At 42.9% G+C, this 15775-nt stretch carries 13 protein-coding genes; 5 read left to right on the top strand and 8 right to left on the bottom strand.

Going from position 1 to position 15775, the window contains the following annotated elements; all coding sequences use genetic code 11:
• Positions 1-229: 229 nt before the first annotated feature.
• Positions 230-1879 (bottom strand): PfkB family carbohydrate kinase, encoded by a 1650-nt coding sequence (locus F7734_RS33485; protein ID WP_155748850.1) that lies wholly within the window; start codon positions 1877-1879, stop codon positions 230-232.
• 275 nt (positions 1880-2154) lie between these two features.
• Complete coding sequence (locus F7734_RS33480) at positions 2155-4092, bottom strand: hypothetical protein (protein WP_155748849.1); 1938 nt, start codon at positions 4090-4092, stop codon at positions 2155-2157.
• Between the two features lie 1346 nt (positions 4093-5438).
• Between F7734_RS33480 and F7734_RS33475 the strand changes: the two genes are divergently transcribed.
• Complete coding sequence (locus tag F7734_RS33475; RefSeq protein ID WP_155748848.1) at positions 5439-5711, top strand: hypothetical protein; 273 nt, start codon at positions 5439-5441, stop codon at positions 5709-5711.
• Here F7734_RS33475 and F7734_RS60970 read toward each other — a convergent pair.
• The 3 genes from F7734_RS60970 to F7734_RS33465 all read right to left on the bottom strand — a co-directional run bounded on the left by F7734_RS60970 (position 5698) and on the right by F7734_RS33465 (position 8018).
• Positions 5698-5868, bottom strand: a complete 171-nt coding sequence (locus F7734_RS60970) for a hypothetical protein (RefSeq protein WP_166482305.1) — start codon at positions 5866-5868, stop codon at positions 5698-5700. The two genes, F7734_RS33475 and F7734_RS60970, sit on opposite strands and share 14 nt — an antisense overlap.
• Before the next feature lie 177 nt (positions 5869-6045).
• Positions 6046-7647 (bottom strand): helix-turn-helix transcriptional regulator, encoded by a 1602-nt coding sequence (locus tag F7734_RS33470; protein ID WP_155748847.1) that lies wholly within the window; start codon positions 7645-7647, stop codon positions 6046-6048.
• A gap of 14 nt (positions 7648-7661) precedes the next feature.
• Complete coding sequence (locus tag F7734_RS33465; protein ID WP_347566332.1) at positions 7662-8018, bottom strand: HNH endonuclease; 357 nt, start codon at positions 8016-8018, stop codon at positions 7662-7664.
• 284 nt (positions 8019-8302) lie between these two features.
• Here F7734_RS33465 and F7734_RS33460 point away from each other — a divergent pair, with 284 nt between their 5' ends.
• The 4 genes from F7734_RS33460 to F7734_RS33445 all read left to right on the top strand — a co-directional run bounded on the left by F7734_RS33460 (position 8303) and on the right by F7734_RS33445 (position 11956).
• On the top strand, positions 8303-8443 hold the full coding sequence (locus F7734_RS33460) for a hypothetical protein (RefSeq protein WP_155745917.1): 141 nt from the start codon (positions 8303-8305) through the stop codon (positions 8441-8443).
• A 544-nt stretch (positions 8444-8987) separates the two neighbouring features.
• Entirely contained in the window at positions 8988-9359 is a 372-nt protein-coding gene (locus tag F7734_RS33455) for a hypothetical protein (protein WP_155745916.1), read from the top strand.
• A gap of 36 nt (positions 9360-9395) precedes the next feature.
• On the top strand, positions 9396-11102 hold the full coding sequence (locus F7734_RS33450; protein WP_166481969.1) for an IS1634 family transposase: 1707 nt from the start codon (positions 9396-9398) through the stop codon (positions 11100-11102).
• Positions 11103-11563: 461 nt separating this feature from the next.
• Complete coding sequence (locus F7734_RS33445; protein WP_155748846.1) at positions 11564-11956, top strand: hypothetical protein; 393 nt, start codon at positions 11564-11566, stop codon at positions 11954-11956.
• Between the two features lie 34 nt (positions 11957-11990).
• Here F7734_RS33445 and F7734_RS33440 read toward each other — a convergent pair whose 3' ends face one another.
• Genes F7734_RS33440 through F7734_RS33430 form a run of 3 tightly spaced genes read right to left on the bottom strand, consistent with a single transcriptional unit; the run spans position 11991 to position 15764 of the window.
• Positions 11991-12314, bottom strand: a complete 324-nt coding sequence (locus F7734_RS33440) for a hypothetical protein (protein WP_155748845.1) — start codon at positions 12312-12314, stop codon at positions 11991-11993.
• Positions 12307-14793 carry a CHASE2 domain-containing protein gene (locus tag F7734_RS33435; protein WP_155748844.1) on the bottom strand — a complete coding sequence of 829 codons (2487 nt, stop codon included), beginning with the start codon at positions 14791-14793 and terminating at the stop codon, positions 12307-12309. The genes F7734_RS33440 and F7734_RS33435 overlap by 8 nt, the downstream gene beginning before the upstream one ends.
• 29 nt (positions 14794-14822) lie before the next feature.
• Positions 14823-15764 (bottom strand): DUF1822 family protein, encoded by a 942-nt coding sequence (locus F7734_RS33430; RefSeq protein ID WP_155748843.1) that lies wholly within the window; start codon positions 15762-15764, stop codon positions 14823-14825.
• Between the last annotated feature and the right edge of the window lie 11 nt (positions 15765-15775).

The following is a 15775-nucleotide window of genomic DNA, read 5'->3' as shown; positions in this document are numbered from 1 at the left end:
ATTCACAATTTCGACAACGGTCACGATTTGATACAAAATGTAATTTGGCGATGCACGCTGTAACCCTTGATGTTACGTTGCGTTGGTCAAGGTATGGTTCAAAATTTTGGTCAGGAGGTGGTTCAAATCACACTCACTTGAATGAAGTACAGATTTATCTGTGTTCATCTGCTACAGACTGCGGTTCCTTAATTATTTGATGTATTGCATCCAATTGAAAACCGCTATATTACGCGATGACTTTTTGTGACAAATAGTCTCTTAATAAATATTGATCGGGGAGATTTGATCTGGCTCCAAATTTCTTTGATGCCTCTCTAGACATGATAAACCCAAAGTCAGCACATGTCTCAATGTCTTCTCCTTCTAATATTCCATATAAAAAACCAGCTGCGAGTGCATCACCAGCACCCGTAGTGTCTTTGGAAAACTCTGTTATATTTGACACGTTAAATCTCTGAGGTAGATGACAAAAATGCCTTGTGCTAGTGTTTTCGATACTAGCTACATAAATGCGGTTTTGATATACGTTGTTCGAGCGCTTTTGTGAATAATCTTTAATAACAATAATCATAGGGTGTGTTATACCTCTTTTAATCATCCAATCTAAAAAAACCGGGATTTCTTCCTCTAAAGACATATTTGTTCTAAATTCCTCTATTTCATTCTTTTCCTTAGCACGCTGTAATAGTTGATTTAGTTGTTGAGCATACAAGAACATTATGTGTGTCCTTGCTAAAATTTCACTTAGTTGATTGAGACCTTCTGCAACATATATAGCTCCTGGTGTGAAAGATACTATTATGTCGTCTATTTTTTCCTCCTTAATTCGTCTCAAGATACTTGACTGCAACTCCCTTTCAGGTGTCCCAGTAAATGATGTTAAATGAAGAATCTTCGCTTCTTTAACTTGCGCTACCACCTTTTCTAGTTCTTTTTCATTATTGGCTCTAAGTATTCTTGATAAATGGTCGTTAATACCTGGAGTTACTGCGATTAGCCTTTTCCCAGTAAACCTTTCAACCAATATTAATGTCTTGCCTGTTTTTAGATCGGGATAAGATACATCATCTTCCATAATGAGTAGTTTGCTATCCACAGAAAATTCCTGAAAAGACTTTTTTATTTCGTTGCCCTCAACATCATCCTTTATACAACCTACTATAGCCGTTTTCTTACCTAGTCTTGATAATCCACAAACTGTATTTGCACCAGAACCTCCAGCTGAAGAATGTCGATTTGTAACTACAGACTCATGCTCTGCCACAATTCTATCTACTTCTAGAAAAGAGTCGTAATTATTTGCACTTATAGTTATGACATCAATTTTTTTATTTTTTTGTTCTTTTATTATGTCAATGATTCTTTTGAAGGCATCAAGTTGCTTTGACTCATCCATTGGTTTATATGGTTTATCTTTAGTTTTTGTTTGAATAACCGGAATTTGACCTTCAGAAAGATGTTCTAGTTGAATTGCAACTTTCCCTTCCTCAAAAGCCCTTTGAAACACGTCTTGATTGTCTGGAGTTGCGTAGCCCAATCCATCGTAAAACCCAATAGCAAATGAGATCGCTGCCTTATCCCCAATGGGCTGATTCATTCCAATCGCATAATTAATATATTCACTGATTGCAATAGCTGGTTTAGCAGAATGACAGGCATTAAGCAGTACGCATTCTACATAATCTGCGTGCAACTGAAACAGTGATGCTAGTCCTTTTGCTGGAACGGGCTTGTTTTCTCCTGAGTCGTCTTCTAACAGCAAGCTGCCATCTTCGAGCCCGTGTCCGCAAAAGTGGACGATTTGCGGTTGTTCTTCTGCAATAGCGCGGCGAATATCCTGAGGGCGGACAGCAGTCCTGACTGTACGTTCGCTCATTTTGTGAGGGGGGGACGAATTAAAACCTTACACACTAAGGTTTTAATTCGTCCCCCCCTCACAAAATGAGCGAACGTACAGTAAAAAAGTCCCAATTGACTACCAATGGATAATCAATTTCAATACCAAACTGTAAAGAGAATTTTATACAAGTGTTTTTTGTTACATCCATGGTCAGAACCTAGATTTTTAAGCGGGAAAGGGGAATATTTGAGGAATAGGTAGGGCGAGCAAGCGAGCGATTACGCCGTCCATGCGCCCAAGCGATCGCTACGCTACGAACCGCCTCGTTCTTGAAAAGCTGTTTCCAAAGTAAACGGTAAGCAACCAGGATTAGCAGCTGCCCACTCCAAGGCTTCTGCAATTAAGCTATTGCACTCTGAATCAAGGTAGAATTGCATTTTGGCAATCTTTAACAGACTAGAGCGTTCAGAGCCGCAAATAAATCTTCCTGTCATCAATCTGTACTCTTGCAAAACCTTGTTGGCGTATGCTCCCGCTTGGAGCCGCAACCTCGTGGCTCGCTTAATCTCCTCAATTGCTGCATCAGATAGTGGATCTGCATTGATGATCGCACTGGGAGTTGTTTCGCTCTGTTGTGGTTTGCCATTCAAAGTAGGGGTTTTTACAGCGGGTGGTGGCTGCGTTCCCCTCTCGGACTCTCCCCTAAATTCAGTTACCTCAGCCGCCACCCGCCTTTGAGGGGCGGTGGCGGCGGGAGGTAAACATAAAACCTTCATATAGGGGGAATGCTCGTACTCATCGATTTGGCAAGGGTTTTGAGCATTCTTCAATTCATCAGTCATGGCAGATGTACCTGCACAATGCGCGTAATCGCCCATCTGGCAATCTTCGCAGCTATTTTCTATCCAAGGATCTGCTACATACCGTGTTGGATGCCATAAGTGTAAATATTTGTGTAAAGTCTCTTGACTGAGAGACTTGTTGAAGCGTTGTTTGTAGGCTTCGCGGATGAGTTTCGCCCGGTTTGTGGCTCCATCCGGCAACCCACCATTCCATTCCAGGGTTTGTACTACCACTTGGATGCGCCGTTGGGCTTTGAGGCTGCGCTCTAAGTTCATTTCCTGGCGGCGATCGCAGCGCTCAAAGGTGACTATATTGTTTTTGGTGTTGGTGTGACCGCGAAAAGCGATCGCTTCTGCGAATGTGGCAGAAAATGTACCCTCCAGTCGTTGCGGATAGGATGGGTAGGCAGAATAATAATCATTACGCTCGCTGCATCGCATCCAGTGGAGGACTCTGGTTTTGATTTCGTGCTGGTGGCGGCAATACTGAAGATAACCGGGGGCGTTGGTTGCTGTGGATACAGCATAGTCAACTAAATCATCACCTGACAAACGCAAAAATACTATGCCATACCCAACAATAACTGGCAGGATTTCGTTAGTCTGCCCGAAACCAGTCCATCCAGTGGCGATGATTTTCTCCCAATCTCTGCGCCATTTTTCTGCATCTTGTGATGTCTTTTTGCGGTATTTCTCTTTTACATGGCGCTTATAAGCTTTTTCTATCGCTTTGTTTAGATGCTTCAAGTCTTGCTTATAGGCAGCGCGATCGCAATGGTCTAGGAATGTAGAAACATCATTACCAATTGCTGAGAGTTCGTCATCCAGCAAGAAAGATTTGCAGCCCGCTTGCAGGGGAACTCGGATGGCGTTGAAGTCCGTCGGGCGATCGGGACAGTAGGCTTTAACATTGGGAAAGATTTCCAAATGCCCTTGGCGCACCTGAAATCCCGCATCTGTTAATGTTTGTTGCAACGCACAAGCCAGCCCAAAGCTGTGTACGGGTTCTTCTAACGGCAGAACTAAATGGTAACCCCCGCTCTCGCTGGATTGGCTAGGCACTACATCGACTATGCCAATATTTTCTAGCGCTGCTTTAATTTTCTTTACAGATTCCAGGTTGTGGTAGTCGCCGCCAGTATCGAGGTCAATAGTGGCGTACAGCGTTGTTGTATCGAACCGAATACCAACAAGTTTGGTATTATCTTGGTGAAGTTCCCACAGTTGGGATGGCTGTAGGCGATAGTTAATTGTGCGCCAATCAGGCGAAGCTCCAAATAGTGGTACGGGCGCGATTATCGCATGGAATCCGTGGTAGAAGCGATTGACATATCGCTGTCCCACTGGGTCTGCTGGTAATTGCCCCTTAATTGCTGGCTGAGTCTTTACACGTCTTGTACGTTTCATCTTTAGCTATCCGAATATTTGTGGCAAATTTCGGATAACCACTAATTGCTTTGGAGATTAGAAAGCTATAGCCTAGAATTGATAAAGAAATTTAAATTAGTTTGTTTTGCTGTTGGTTGCCCAACTAGCTAAGACGATTAGCAGTCGTCTTTTTTGGCTCGGTGGTTATCCCTTCTAGCAAGCGGGTTCCTTTTGGTTATCCCTTCTAGCTAGCGGTGAGACCAAGCACCTAGCGGTTATCTATTCTAGGCTTTAGATTCTGAGACCAAGCACCTAGGGGCTATCCAACTTTTTTTTCTTTTTGGGTAAATAATGTCCCCGAGTGAGATGACGGGCAGTAAAGCTGACAATTCATACACAAAACCCCTTAATAAATGCATTTCAAGCAAGTTTACCCCCGCTACAGCCTGGGTCTTAAGCCCCACTTGTTTTGACACAGGCGGACGTGGGAGTCGTTCTAAATATCATGCCATATTGTGAAAACAAGCTAAAATTGCCGTTTTTAGTACTTTTTCCGGGTATAAAATGCTGAAACCCTTATGGAACAAGGATTTTTTAAAAGTTTTTGTTAGGGGATTCTAGAGTTTTTGTTAGGGGATTCTAGAGTCTTTGTTTTAAAGCTCAAACATATACTGGGCAAGGTTTTGAAGCCAATTTTTTGAATTTTTTGGGTTAAAACAAAACTAGAAAAAAAACCAGGCGTTCACAGTCGCTCCCTGGGCATTGGTAACAAGTTAAAAACGAGTTACTTTTGTCAATACGTCTAAGTATAGATATTAAGTTACATATTAATGATAATTACAAATAAGAGAGGGAGGCAGAGGCATCCGCAGGCTGCCTCTACCCCCCCCGATTCACGATTCTTATTATCAAGAACTATCTTAATCTTGAAGTCTTCGATCCTTTCTGTGGGACTGGAGCTTTTCTTGTGGAGATGGAATTCGTTGGAAAACTAAATATAAGAGATTCAAAGCTTTTGTTTTTTTTAGAAGGGAGCTAATAGCAGATCTAGAGAGTTGCTTAAATTTCGGGTTTTGTCGTTGAAACATCAACGTTTAAAAACTGCCCGTACATGAAATGCTAATTTTTTGTAAGTCGAGGAACTCTAAGTTTTGAGATTAACTGCGTGGAACTCTATCACCAGGTATCCCCCAGAACTGAGGATTTTTCATTACAGGAGGTGATGTTTAACCAACAATCGCGCCGGGAATGCCCTTTCAGCAGAGCGAAGTGAAACCAATTGGTGACTCTAATATTGCCCACTGTTTTGGTACAGAATTTTTGAACACTTTGTTCTGTTTGTATTTAGTTAGAAATTTTGCAACACTAGTTTTGTAGGTGTGAGTATGGTTTTTAGAATAAAAGTTGATCGTGAAAACTTTGACGCTGCCGAGTCTAATGGAGCGGTTGATGGACTTTTTCAAGGGCGGCTGGGGTTATTCGCTTATGTTGAACTAGGCTCAGAAATGGATTACATTCCTCAACCTAGGGACAATCCCAGAACTGAGTACAGAGTTTTCCGAAGTTGCAATATATTTTTCGCTGCCAGTGTTGAGCAGCTAGATGCAAATGAATTTGACGGCGAGACGTTCAACGTCACAGTCATTATCTACTGCTAATGCTGGCAGCATCATTACTGGGTATAGTGCCCTTGCGTTCCCGGCGGCGTTGTACCCGAATAGGTTGAATTTTCTCAATGTTTGCATAAATGAAATCTTCCAGTTCCTCTGGTCGCACCTGGACGATTTCTCCGGTTTTTAAATAAACGGTTACCATATGTATTCTAGGTCTAGTAATTTCATTTTACAGCTGCTGCACGGGCGAGCGCCAATCACTGTAAACCAGAATTTAGAATCCCCGGATGGTCGTTAAGATTCCTTGAGTATTAATACTTAATATTTGATGTTTAAGAGCTGACAATTCTGGTAGAAACAAGAATTGTTGAAGGATGTCTTAGGATGTCTGGTTAATAAAGAGCAGTGCTTGGATGAGGGCGGCTTGTTGTGAATTGATAGTGCGATCGCCTCGTTCAATAAGTGAGATAAGATTTTGGGAGACACCCAGAAGACCAGCCAGCTTAGCTTGGGACCATCCCTTAGCAATACGTGCTTCTCTCACTTGGTTGCCAGTCAAACTAATGTCTTTTGGTAGTGTATCCTTGGTTTTGGGCTGTACTCGTTTTGCTTTGGGTTTTACTGGGGATGCTGTTAGTTCGGGGATAGGGGCTGGGGGTTTGATGGTAAGCTTGGCATCCAGTAACTTATTGAAGTAGCCCTTAGGTTTTTTTTCCTTACAGTTTGGTCTTAACCGTTCGGGGTAGGTTTCCGCGTCAAATACAATTTGCCAACCCAGTTCGAGTAGTAGCTTCAAAGCATTATCCCAACGCTGCTTTAGGCTAAAAGCTTTGGCTCGGTCAACTTTGGCTTGAGCAATAACCGTTGTGGGTAATGCAATTTCCAATAGCTCCAAGACAAAGTATTCTCCATTAAGCCGAACGCGACTATTTAATGTCAAATATATAGCCAGCCTTAATGCAAGTTCTTCATGATAGGGGTCAATTTTCAAAACTTGCTGAGCTAAGTAGCCAAACTGATATAGAGCTTCCCTTGATTCGGCTCCTGCTTGGTTTAAAAAAAGTTTAGTCCAAGCCCCTGGTTGGACAATGAGCTTAACTTCCTCAGGCTCCTCTATTTTTAAGTGTAAATCTACCTGACCGTATGATGCGATCGCGATATTCCACATTCGCCCAATAGGTGTACTGGCATTTATACCACCTTTTTTGTTTCTGCCTTCTATCCATACTGCTTTCACTAACAAACAATCCAACGCAAACGCAGTTTTTGCTATTTCTAAAAGTTTTTGGTGTTTGGGTAAATCAGTTCGCTTATCCCAACCCATTTCTTTTATCAAATCGCTAGCGTTGAGAACAAATAAACTTTCCCAAGGTCTTTCCTGCTTCATTGTATAAGCAGCAAAGATTAAGTGCAGTTTGGCACTGGTAAACCCAAACTTATCGATAATTTGTAGGGCTTCATTCCAAGGAAGTAAGGTTATATCCCCAGGTGTTGTAATATAATGCTCAATATAATTTTTAGAATTCTCTTTAGCTTTATGTTGTGAGTAGGCTCTTCCATCTTCATTTGGTTGCCAAACCTCTTCTTTTTTAATTTGAGAGTTAATGCTAGAAAGCATAAGTGCTGCCGTAGGTATAGCTTCAAATGATTGTGATTGAAATAGAGAGCAGGAGTGAGTTTTAAAATTTTGAATGTTGTTATTTATTATATCATAGATATTTGGTTGGAGACCTTCGGGAAATTTATCGGATTCTAAACTTATTAAAGAAATGTTGCTCTGGAATACTTGATTAAAGATATTTTCAAAGAAATTTGAAGTAGAATCTATTTTTTCTGACGAGTCTTCCGGATAATTTGTATCGGTATGTTGAAGAAAATGTAAAATTTTATTAGATAAATTTTGTCTGACATCATCTTTCAGATCGAGAAATAATTGAATGATTTTTTCATCCAGACTATCGCTATTAGAATGACTAGACATTTCTTTAAATATCCTTAAAATAAAGATAGTTGACCGGGCGAAACATTACTTCTTCTTCTAGTATGGTAGGCAAGATGACAAGCGCTGCACAAAGCACGCAAATTCTCTAATCTATTGTCCTCTGGTGTGTAATTTTGGTGGTGAACTGTTAGCATTCGTGCTGCTCTTTCCGAGCGAGAAAGTTGTGAAGCATCATCGCTTGGACGCAAGCATTGCAACCCGCATTTAGTACATCGCCAATCGGATTTCTCTTTAATTGCAAGGGCGATTTCATCCCAATTTTGAGGATAGCGATCGCCCAAGGAACACCGCCCATGGTGATGCTCCCTCTGGTAGCCGCCTCTAGGGCGATCGCGATCTTTAACAGCCATCAATACAAGTCCTCGTATATGCCGCTCCAAAAACATTTGTGATTATACCTGCTTTTGACAAGCGATTATTTAAAAAAGGTTGGCAGTGCAAAAGTCTACCTAACCATTAGGAACTGTACGTTCGCTCATTTTGTGAGGGGGGGACGAATTAAAACCTTACACACTAAGGTTTTAACGTGATTCTGGATCTGACGATCGTGATACCGTGTAATACTTGGAAAAAGATTTGTCAGCTTAACGGTGTATTACGCGGTACGAGGGAAATCAAACGTTCCGTGTAATACATGGAAATACAGAGAATTCACAAAAAAGACTGCGATCGCTCGATCGCGCAAGCCTCCCCCGGCTTATCGCTTCGGCGCAAGCCGCTCATGGTGCTTATCGCACTGACTTTCGGTGTAATACACGGTGTAGAGAAACAATAATGTTCTAAGAGTGGTATTACCCAGAAACCTTGATTTTACGTGCGCTGTACAACCTGAATTGACAATAAAGTTTTACCCTGAACTGAACTCACACCTTTTTTAGGGGGATGCCAATGACAATAAAGTTATCACCTAGATTTACCGGAATTGCCCTTTAACAAAGGGTTTTCTACCCAAAAGCAGCGGAGCAGTGTCTTTTTTAGTAGGGTTTCAGTGTCAGACTTTATTGCTGTGCGTTTGCTCCTGGTTGAAAGGGTGAGAGGAATTAATGCCTTACTGTGTAAGGTTTCAACGTGATTGTGGATCTGATAGTGGTGATACCGTGTAATACTTGGGGAAGGGTTTGTCAGCCCAACGGTGTATTACACGGTAAGAGGGGTCAGGTCTTTCCGTGTAATACATCGAAGGAGGCGATAAGCGAAGCTTAACGGCTCAAGCCGTATCGCGCAGAAATATGCCCTGGGTGTAATTCTTCATATTACGTCCGAAAGATACCGATTAAGGGTTAAAATTACGGTGTAATACACGGGAGAAGAGTAGAGTAATGTTGAAGCGGGACATTCAAGGGAAGTTCGCGCTCAAGGACGATGATTATCGTCAAGTGCGCTCACTAAGATTAACTGATGATACCTGGAAAGCTTTGGGGATCGCAGCTGAATGTTTTGGTATGACTAGATCTGATTACTTGGAACAGGTGCTTAGGGACAATGCTAGTCCAAGTATTACATGGGAAAAAGAGCCGATAAATCAAGCCAAAACTACTGTTGTTGAACTTGCGACTACGCCACTGTTGGTGGCAACACTTGAAACCTTACGTGACCAAGTTTTACTACAATTGAAGTTAGGTAAGCAAGCTCCAGGCTACAAAGCAGCACTTAAAGCCCTGAATCATTTTATTGCAGCACTAATTAGCTAGTATACACAAGAATCCGAATAGATTAGAGGAAAAACAGTGGAAATAAGTTCCGAGCGGATAGACGATATTCCGTTAATCGTGGAATGGCTCAAACAGATGGATCTAGCCAAATGTATTGACCAAAAACTGAGGGAACCCCACGGAAACCACAAAGGACTGAGCTACGGACAATTGAGTGTATTGTTATTAACATATATCATCACCGAGTCAGACCATAGGTTGTCTGCTGTGGAACCTTGGGTGCAAACACATCGAACGATTTTAGAGTTAAGTACGGGGTGGTCGATAGGGGAAAAAGATGCCAGTGATGACCGATTAGCAAGGGTAGTCGAAGAGTTAGGGTTGCAGTCACAAGCCAGGTTGGAAATAGAAGTAAAGCTAGGACGGCATCTAATTCGTGCCTACGAATTGCCGACTGTTGTGGCACGAGCTGATACAACTAGTTTTAGTGTGAATCATCAACAGGGAGAATCGCCAGAAGAAAGTCTACTGCGTCATGGGTACTCCAAAGATTTTCGCCCAGACTTGCTGCAATACCGTCAATTACTAGCAACCCTTGACCCAATGGGAATGCCTTTGGTCAGTGCCACCCTAGAAGGGAATGGAGCTGATGATCCATTATATTTTCCTACCTGGCAACAAATGGTAAAGGTGATTGGACACAAAAATTTTGTCTTCATCGCTGATTGTAAAGCAGGCTCGATTGCAACCCGCGCCACCATTGCAGCAAACCGAGGGATTTACTGCGTTCCTGTACCCATGAGTGGGCAACACCCCCAATATCTGAAGCAATGGGTACTCTCCCCGCCAGCAGAAACTGTGGAGATTCGTTTACCGCGACTTGATGAAGAAGAACCTGCTGTGGGAAAAGGCTTTGAAGTAGAGTTAGGCAAGTTTTGGTTCAACGAAGAAACTAACAAGTGGGTACGTTGGCATGAACGCTACTTAGTAGTTTATTCCCAAAGCCTTGCAGCATCTATTATCCGTGGTCAACAGCAACGCATTAACAATGCACAAACTGCTCTGGATAAATTAGCAGCCAAACCAGGAGAGGATCGCTTTCAACTCACCCAGAAAGTAGAAAACATTCTCACGCGCTATCGTGTCAACGATTTTTTCTCAACCACAATTACAGAAGAAATCACTCACCAAACTCGCCATGTCGGACGGGGACGACCATCAAAAAACTCTCCAACTGAGTGCGTGACTAAGATATGTCTTCAACTTCATATACATCCGATTGATACTGCGATTAAGGAAGCAGAAACCTTGGCAGGATGGCGATTGTATGTCACCAATGCCCCGACCACTCGACTGACCCTACCACAAGCTGTAATGTATTACCGGGATGAATGGCTTTTGGAGCGTGGGTTTCACCGTTTTAAAAGAGGTTCTTTGCCAGCCTTACCCATTTACTTCCAAAACGAAGACCGAATTACTGGCTTAATGTTCATTTTGAACATAGCTTTGCGCGTATTTACAGTAATGGAGTTTGTGGTACGGCTGGCTCTTGAGCAAACTCAACAATCTTTAGCTGGTCTTTATGATGGCAATCCAAAGCGAAAAACCAATCGCCCATCTGCGGAGCGAATGCTTAAGGCTTTTTGCAATTTAACTCTCTATTTTCTCCCTGATTCTACCATCTTCATCACGCCTCTGTCCGATCTGCAAAAACAAATTCTCTCCTTAATAAAAATGCCTGAGTCCCTTTATCAGCTAGAACAAGTGCAAAGCCCTACATAATTACGTCTTCCCCCTATAAAATCAGCACTCCTTGACAATAAGACACGGAATTGAATGTCCCATTTCAACATCAGCCCCCACCGTGTATTACACCGTAAGTCCTATTTGAATAGCGCTCTTCTTCCATGTATTACACCGAAGAGCCTGTACTCTTAAAATCTTTTTTGTGCATTCTCCGCTCTCCATATATTACACGGATAATCTGCTTCCTTTGTTCCGTGTGATACACCGTTAAGCTGACAAATCTTTTTCCAAGTATTACACGGTATCACGATCGTCAGATCCAGAATCACGTTAAAACCTTACACACTAAGGTTTTAATTCGTCCCCCCCTCACAAAATGAGCGAACGTACAGTTTTTAGTTGAAATCTTTATTTGACAAACCGAGTTCTTACTGTACAGTCCACTGTACAGTCCACCGGACAGTATTGAAGACAACAGTAGATAGAGTGCGAGTTGTATGGTGGACAAGCCACAAGACAAGGTCAAAAATTTGACTGGACAACCCGAAGAAAAAAATATTTTTGAAAAATTTTCTATAGAAGATTTTCAAAAAAAATATGGAATTAACAAGCGATCGGTTTATTCTCGCATGAGATACTTCCACATTACAAGTTGGTTGGAGTATTGTAAGGCGTATCTTGACGAAACACAAGTACAGTACATGGATGAACTGCACCAACACTCCGTACATTCTGAAAAAATGGATAGTTACTTTATGGACGAACCATCCGGACTGAGTGAGAATGAGTCTGCTATTACAGTCGCCGAACCGCAAGGTGTGCCAAATAAAGTACTAAAAAATACATTTTTATACGTAAATCAAGAAGTGCGATACGGCTGTACTTCGTAATCGCACAGCGAGAGAGCGCCCACCTACCCCCCCCCTACAAGACGAATGGCAGACAAATGGGTAAACAGTCCGAACATATCTCCATTTTCATAGTGAGGTTTAATGTACTGACTGGGGAAGTCAGACGACCCCCTGTATCAGTGCGCCGACCAGGTTTTCCAGTGTCGGGGGGTGGGGGGGGCGGCGCTTGGAATATCAATTGTCTGTTTAATTGTTTGCTTGGGTTAAGAGTTGAGGTTTGCACAAGAATGACAGGTTTGGCAGACTGTGCCTGTCTATGATGTGCAAAATCCACCAGTGCTAGAGCGATCGCGAAACCAAGTTTCATTTTTTTAAGAGGTAACTTTATCTCAGTCATGGTTCAAAATTACAGATGTATGCTGCTGTCGCTGGCTCTGGGAGCGAGTATAGACTAACACACTGCTACCTGTGACAACTATTGCCAAAGCTGACGGGACGAGAGGTACCCAAATACCGTAGGTGAAGAGACGAAAACAAAGAACGTACAAAACCAAGAGCACCCCTCCTCCCGCCATTCCCAAATGTAGTGGTGACCGATAGCGCCAGACGAGGATGCCTCCCACTACCGACCAGCCCCAGACCCAAAGAACTTCGCCCCAAAAAGGCCAAACAGATAATAAAGGTCGCTTATCCAAAACCGCACTGAGAATTTGACTCACCATCTGCGCCTGAACAATTACGCCTGGTATTTCCTGCTTAAACCCCTGACTATCCCTATAAGGGGTACTTATATAAGCATCAGCGCTTCGGGCTGTGATACCGATGAGGACAATTCGGTTTTTCACTTCTTCTGGCTTAACTGCACCCTTAAGAACATCTGTAAGCGTGGCTGTTGGTGCGATTTCTTCTGGTGAACGACCGTAAGAGCGGTAATTGAGCAATATTTGATAGCCCCGCGCATCCACTTGTTGATAGCCACCCATATGCGATCGCAACCGTTTGAAAACGACGTTGCCTAATTGTAAATCCCCTTGAGGGGTATACTTGGCAGAAATGCCATTTTTTTCCAGGTAGTGGAATGCTAGTTGAGCGCTGAGGGCGTAGGGTGCAGTACAAGGGGATGTGAGACTTATCATTGCTAATAGATGGCGACGAAGAATGGCATCGGAGTCTCTCACTGACTCACTAAACCCTTGGCGTTGTACTGGAATTTTAGGAGGCGGTGAAATGCCAGGGTTGTTAGCCTCAGAGTCGCTGACCTTGCATATGGCAAAAAAATTCTTATTTTGCTTAAGACGAGTATCTAACTCTTCCGGCGTAGAGTTTACTGAGGGGAAATCGCGATAGATATTTAAGCCAATGGCTCGCGGTTTATACGTCTCCAGTTTCTGCAAAAGTCGATCAAGTGCGCTATCTGATAGTGAGCCTCGCCTCTCCATCCCCGAATGGTCTTGATACTGAATATCTTGTTCATTAACAGTAATTACCAGTAGCCGTGGGTCTTGCGGTTCATCTGGTCGCAGTTGCATTAACTGGTCGAAAGCCTTTAGCTCCAGTGTTTGTAGCATCCCTAGGTACCGCACCCCCATCACCAAGCTGGCGATCGCTACACTCGCCTGGAGCGCTGTGCGGAAGATACGCCCGAATTGAAAATAGGGCATAGGGCGTGGGGCATGGGGCATAGTAAGAAATAATTTATTGCCCATTGCCCCTTGCTCATTGTCGATTTTTATACGTCCTGGTGTACGCAGTTCATGATGGCTACTTAGTGAAAATTGATATTTGGACTCAGTTCTACCGCACAACTCCTGCCAGGTTAGAGGTACTTCTGCCGGATTCTGGCAAATCACTGGACACCAGCTGGCACAGGGAAATTCATTCTCTAAACCGTGCAACCTTTCTCGGGAATCGCGTACCGCCAAATAGAAAGACTCGCCATCGGCAAAGGTCGTGAGAAAGTGCTTTAAAAATTCCTGTGCCACTTTATCTGGTACTGGCTCTCGCATGACAATTATTTGCGGGATGTGCAAATCAAGTAGTTTTCGTGCTAAGCCCAATCCATCACAGGAGTTAAAAATGGCTAGCTCTAACCCGCGAGCAACGACTTTCTTTAAGGCATACTTGAGTTCTGAAATTGTTAAGCTATCCGTTTTATTAATGTAGATTCGACCTGTGTCACCTTTGGTTGAACTATGACCGGCGAAAAACAGTATGTCCCAGGGTTGCTTCCATAACTGGTCGTTAATCTCCTCAAGTTTAGGCTCTACTAAAGAGGTTGTTGCTGCATTGGGTAATTTTTCTAGCAACTGCCTGTCTTTCTCAATATCAATGTCAGCACTATTGCCCAAAATGGCTAAGATTCTAACTTCCTCTCTATGGGTGACTACCTTAGATTTTAGTCGTTCGTACTCTAAAGCACTTAGGACGACTTCAGCTCTAGGGTATATTTCAAGTAAATCCCACAGATGCCAGGGAAGTTTCTGTAGCTGGCTAATTTTGGTGCAAACTAGCACCCGTATTTCGTCAGAGGGCATTAATTGTTTGAGCCATTGCTCTCGAATCGGGCGAAACGACTCGGAGTTAAGCCAGGTGTTCAGGCGATCGCGCAACACTTGAGCTGAGTCGTTACAGGTCTCTAACCGCTTGTCAACGGAACCATCGTAAATAACTTTTTCAAGTTTCATTCTGGCAGATACCATTAGACTGCGGTAGTTTGACTGCCAACGTTCATAGTAGGTTACTAGTTCTGGTGCTGGAGGTAACAAGCCAGTGATTGCTGTTGAGGGGCGGGCTTCTTCTTCTCCAATCTCCAAAGTAACCCGAAATCCCAGCGGAGCAAAATCACCATCTAGTTTCAAAACAACTAACTTCGCCATGCTCGGTACTGGTATGCTTACTGTTCGCCTCAAATTAAAAATGCTTCGGTAATGCTGACATTATCCAAAGCAACTTTGACGTTGAAACGTTCTCCTGGTTCACCACTGAACTTGAATTGAATATTCCTGTTGTTTCTTGCTATGGCTTCTCCTACAACTGCCCCCTCCTCATCTAAGACTATCAGCTCGAGAGCGTGTGGCAGATGGGTTTGATATTTATTGGGATATACCTCCACCCAGACGTTCATTCTTGAATCGGCTATAGGTATCAGCTTCACAACAAGAACTACCTGCTCTCTAGCACTTTGCTTCCTCAACTCAATCAGCTTGGCTCGCCTAACACCAGCTGCTGAGTTGTCAGGTTCATTGACTCTCAACTCCCAAGTACTACTACAAGCACTTCTACAACAAACAGCTAACTCGTTTGATTCCAGATTCAAAAGTGTTTCCACCGTATGCCAACACGCGTCAAAAACATTCTGCAACCATTGGCTCAAGTTCACGGGTGTGAGGAGTTCAATTAAATATTCCAGAGATTGCAATTCGTTTATTCTTAAATTGCCCGATAATGGAGTTTGGGAAAATCCCAGAATTCTTGCCTCTTCAAGTGAATCACTAATCTGTACAACTACATAACCAATCCTGTTTTCCCTGACTTCTATTGGAACCGGGCATACCTGTGCCTCTGGCCATACCGGGCGGCACTCTAACCTCCCCATATTTGTTACCCATAAATCAGCAATATTCATGCAACTCTGTATACTATGGTTCCAACTGTCACTTGCCTCCAAATCTGTCTGAATACCTAGCTTTTGCAAGTATGAATGCACTGTAAAAACTGCTAAAGTATTTAACAATACCTCATTAGCTTTCTGGAAATTGTCATGATTTTCCCAAAACTCTTCAGCAATAATATGAGCTTTGGGAGGCAGAGGGAGGGTTGCACTTAAGTGTTCTTTTGAGTAAGTCATGAACTATTTAC

The sequence above is a fragment of the Scytonema sp. UIC 10036 genome (genome assembly GCF_009725235.1).
This window is presented reverse-complemented; position numbering and strand designations above follow the sequence as displayed.

Excerpts from the sequence above, each read along its gene's own strand:
- F7734_RS33465 (WP_347566332.1), bottom strand. The coding sequence starts at position 8,018 with ATGGCTGTTAAAGATCGCGATCGCCCTAGAGGCGGCTACCAGAGGGAG.
- F7734_RS33470 (WP_155748847.1), bottom strand. The coding sequence starts at position 7,647 with ATGTCTAGTCATTCTAATAGCGATAGTCTGGATGAAAAAATCATTCAA.
- F7734_RS33445 (WP_155748846.1), top strand. The coding sequence starts at position 11,564 with ATGGTGGACAAGCCACAAGACAAGGTCAAAAATTTGACTGGACAACCC.
- F7734_RS33475 (WP_155748848.1), top strand. The coding sequence starts at position 5,439 with ATGGTTTTTAGAATAAAAGTTGATCGTGAAAACTTTGACGCTGCCGAG.
- F7734_RS60970 (WP_166482305.1), bottom strand. The coding sequence starts at position 5,868 with ATGGTAACCGTTTATTTAAAAACCGGAGAAATCGTCCAGGTGCGACCA.
- F7734_RS33435 (WP_155748844.1), bottom strand. The coding sequence starts at position 14,793 with ATGGCGAAGTTAGTTGTTTTGAAACTAGATGGTGATTTTGCTCCGCTG.
- F7734_RS33480 (WP_155748849.1), bottom strand. The coding sequence starts at position 4,092 with ATGAAACGTACAAGACGTGTAAAGACTCAGCCAGCAATTAAGGGGCAA.
- F7734_RS33430 (WP_155748843.1), bottom strand. The coding sequence starts at position 15,764 with ATGACTTACTCAAAAGAACACTTAAGTGCAACCCTCCCTCTGCCTCCC.
- F7734_RS33440 (WP_155748845.1), bottom strand. The coding sequence starts at position 12,314 with ATGACTGAGATAAAGTTACCTCTTAAAAAAATGAAACTTGGTTTCGCG.
- F7734_RS33455 (WP_155745916.1), top strand. The coding sequence starts at position 8,988 with ATGTTGAAGCGGGACATTCAAGGGAAGTTCGCGCTCAAGGACGATGAT.
- F7734_RS33485 (WP_155748850.1), bottom strand. The coding sequence starts at position 1,879 with ATGAGCGAACGTACAGTCAGGACTGCTGTCCGCCCTCAGGATATTCGC.
- F7734_RS33460 (WP_155745917.1), top strand. The coding sequence starts at position 8,303 with ATGGAAATACAGAGAATTCACAAAAAAGACTGCGATCGCTCGATCGCG.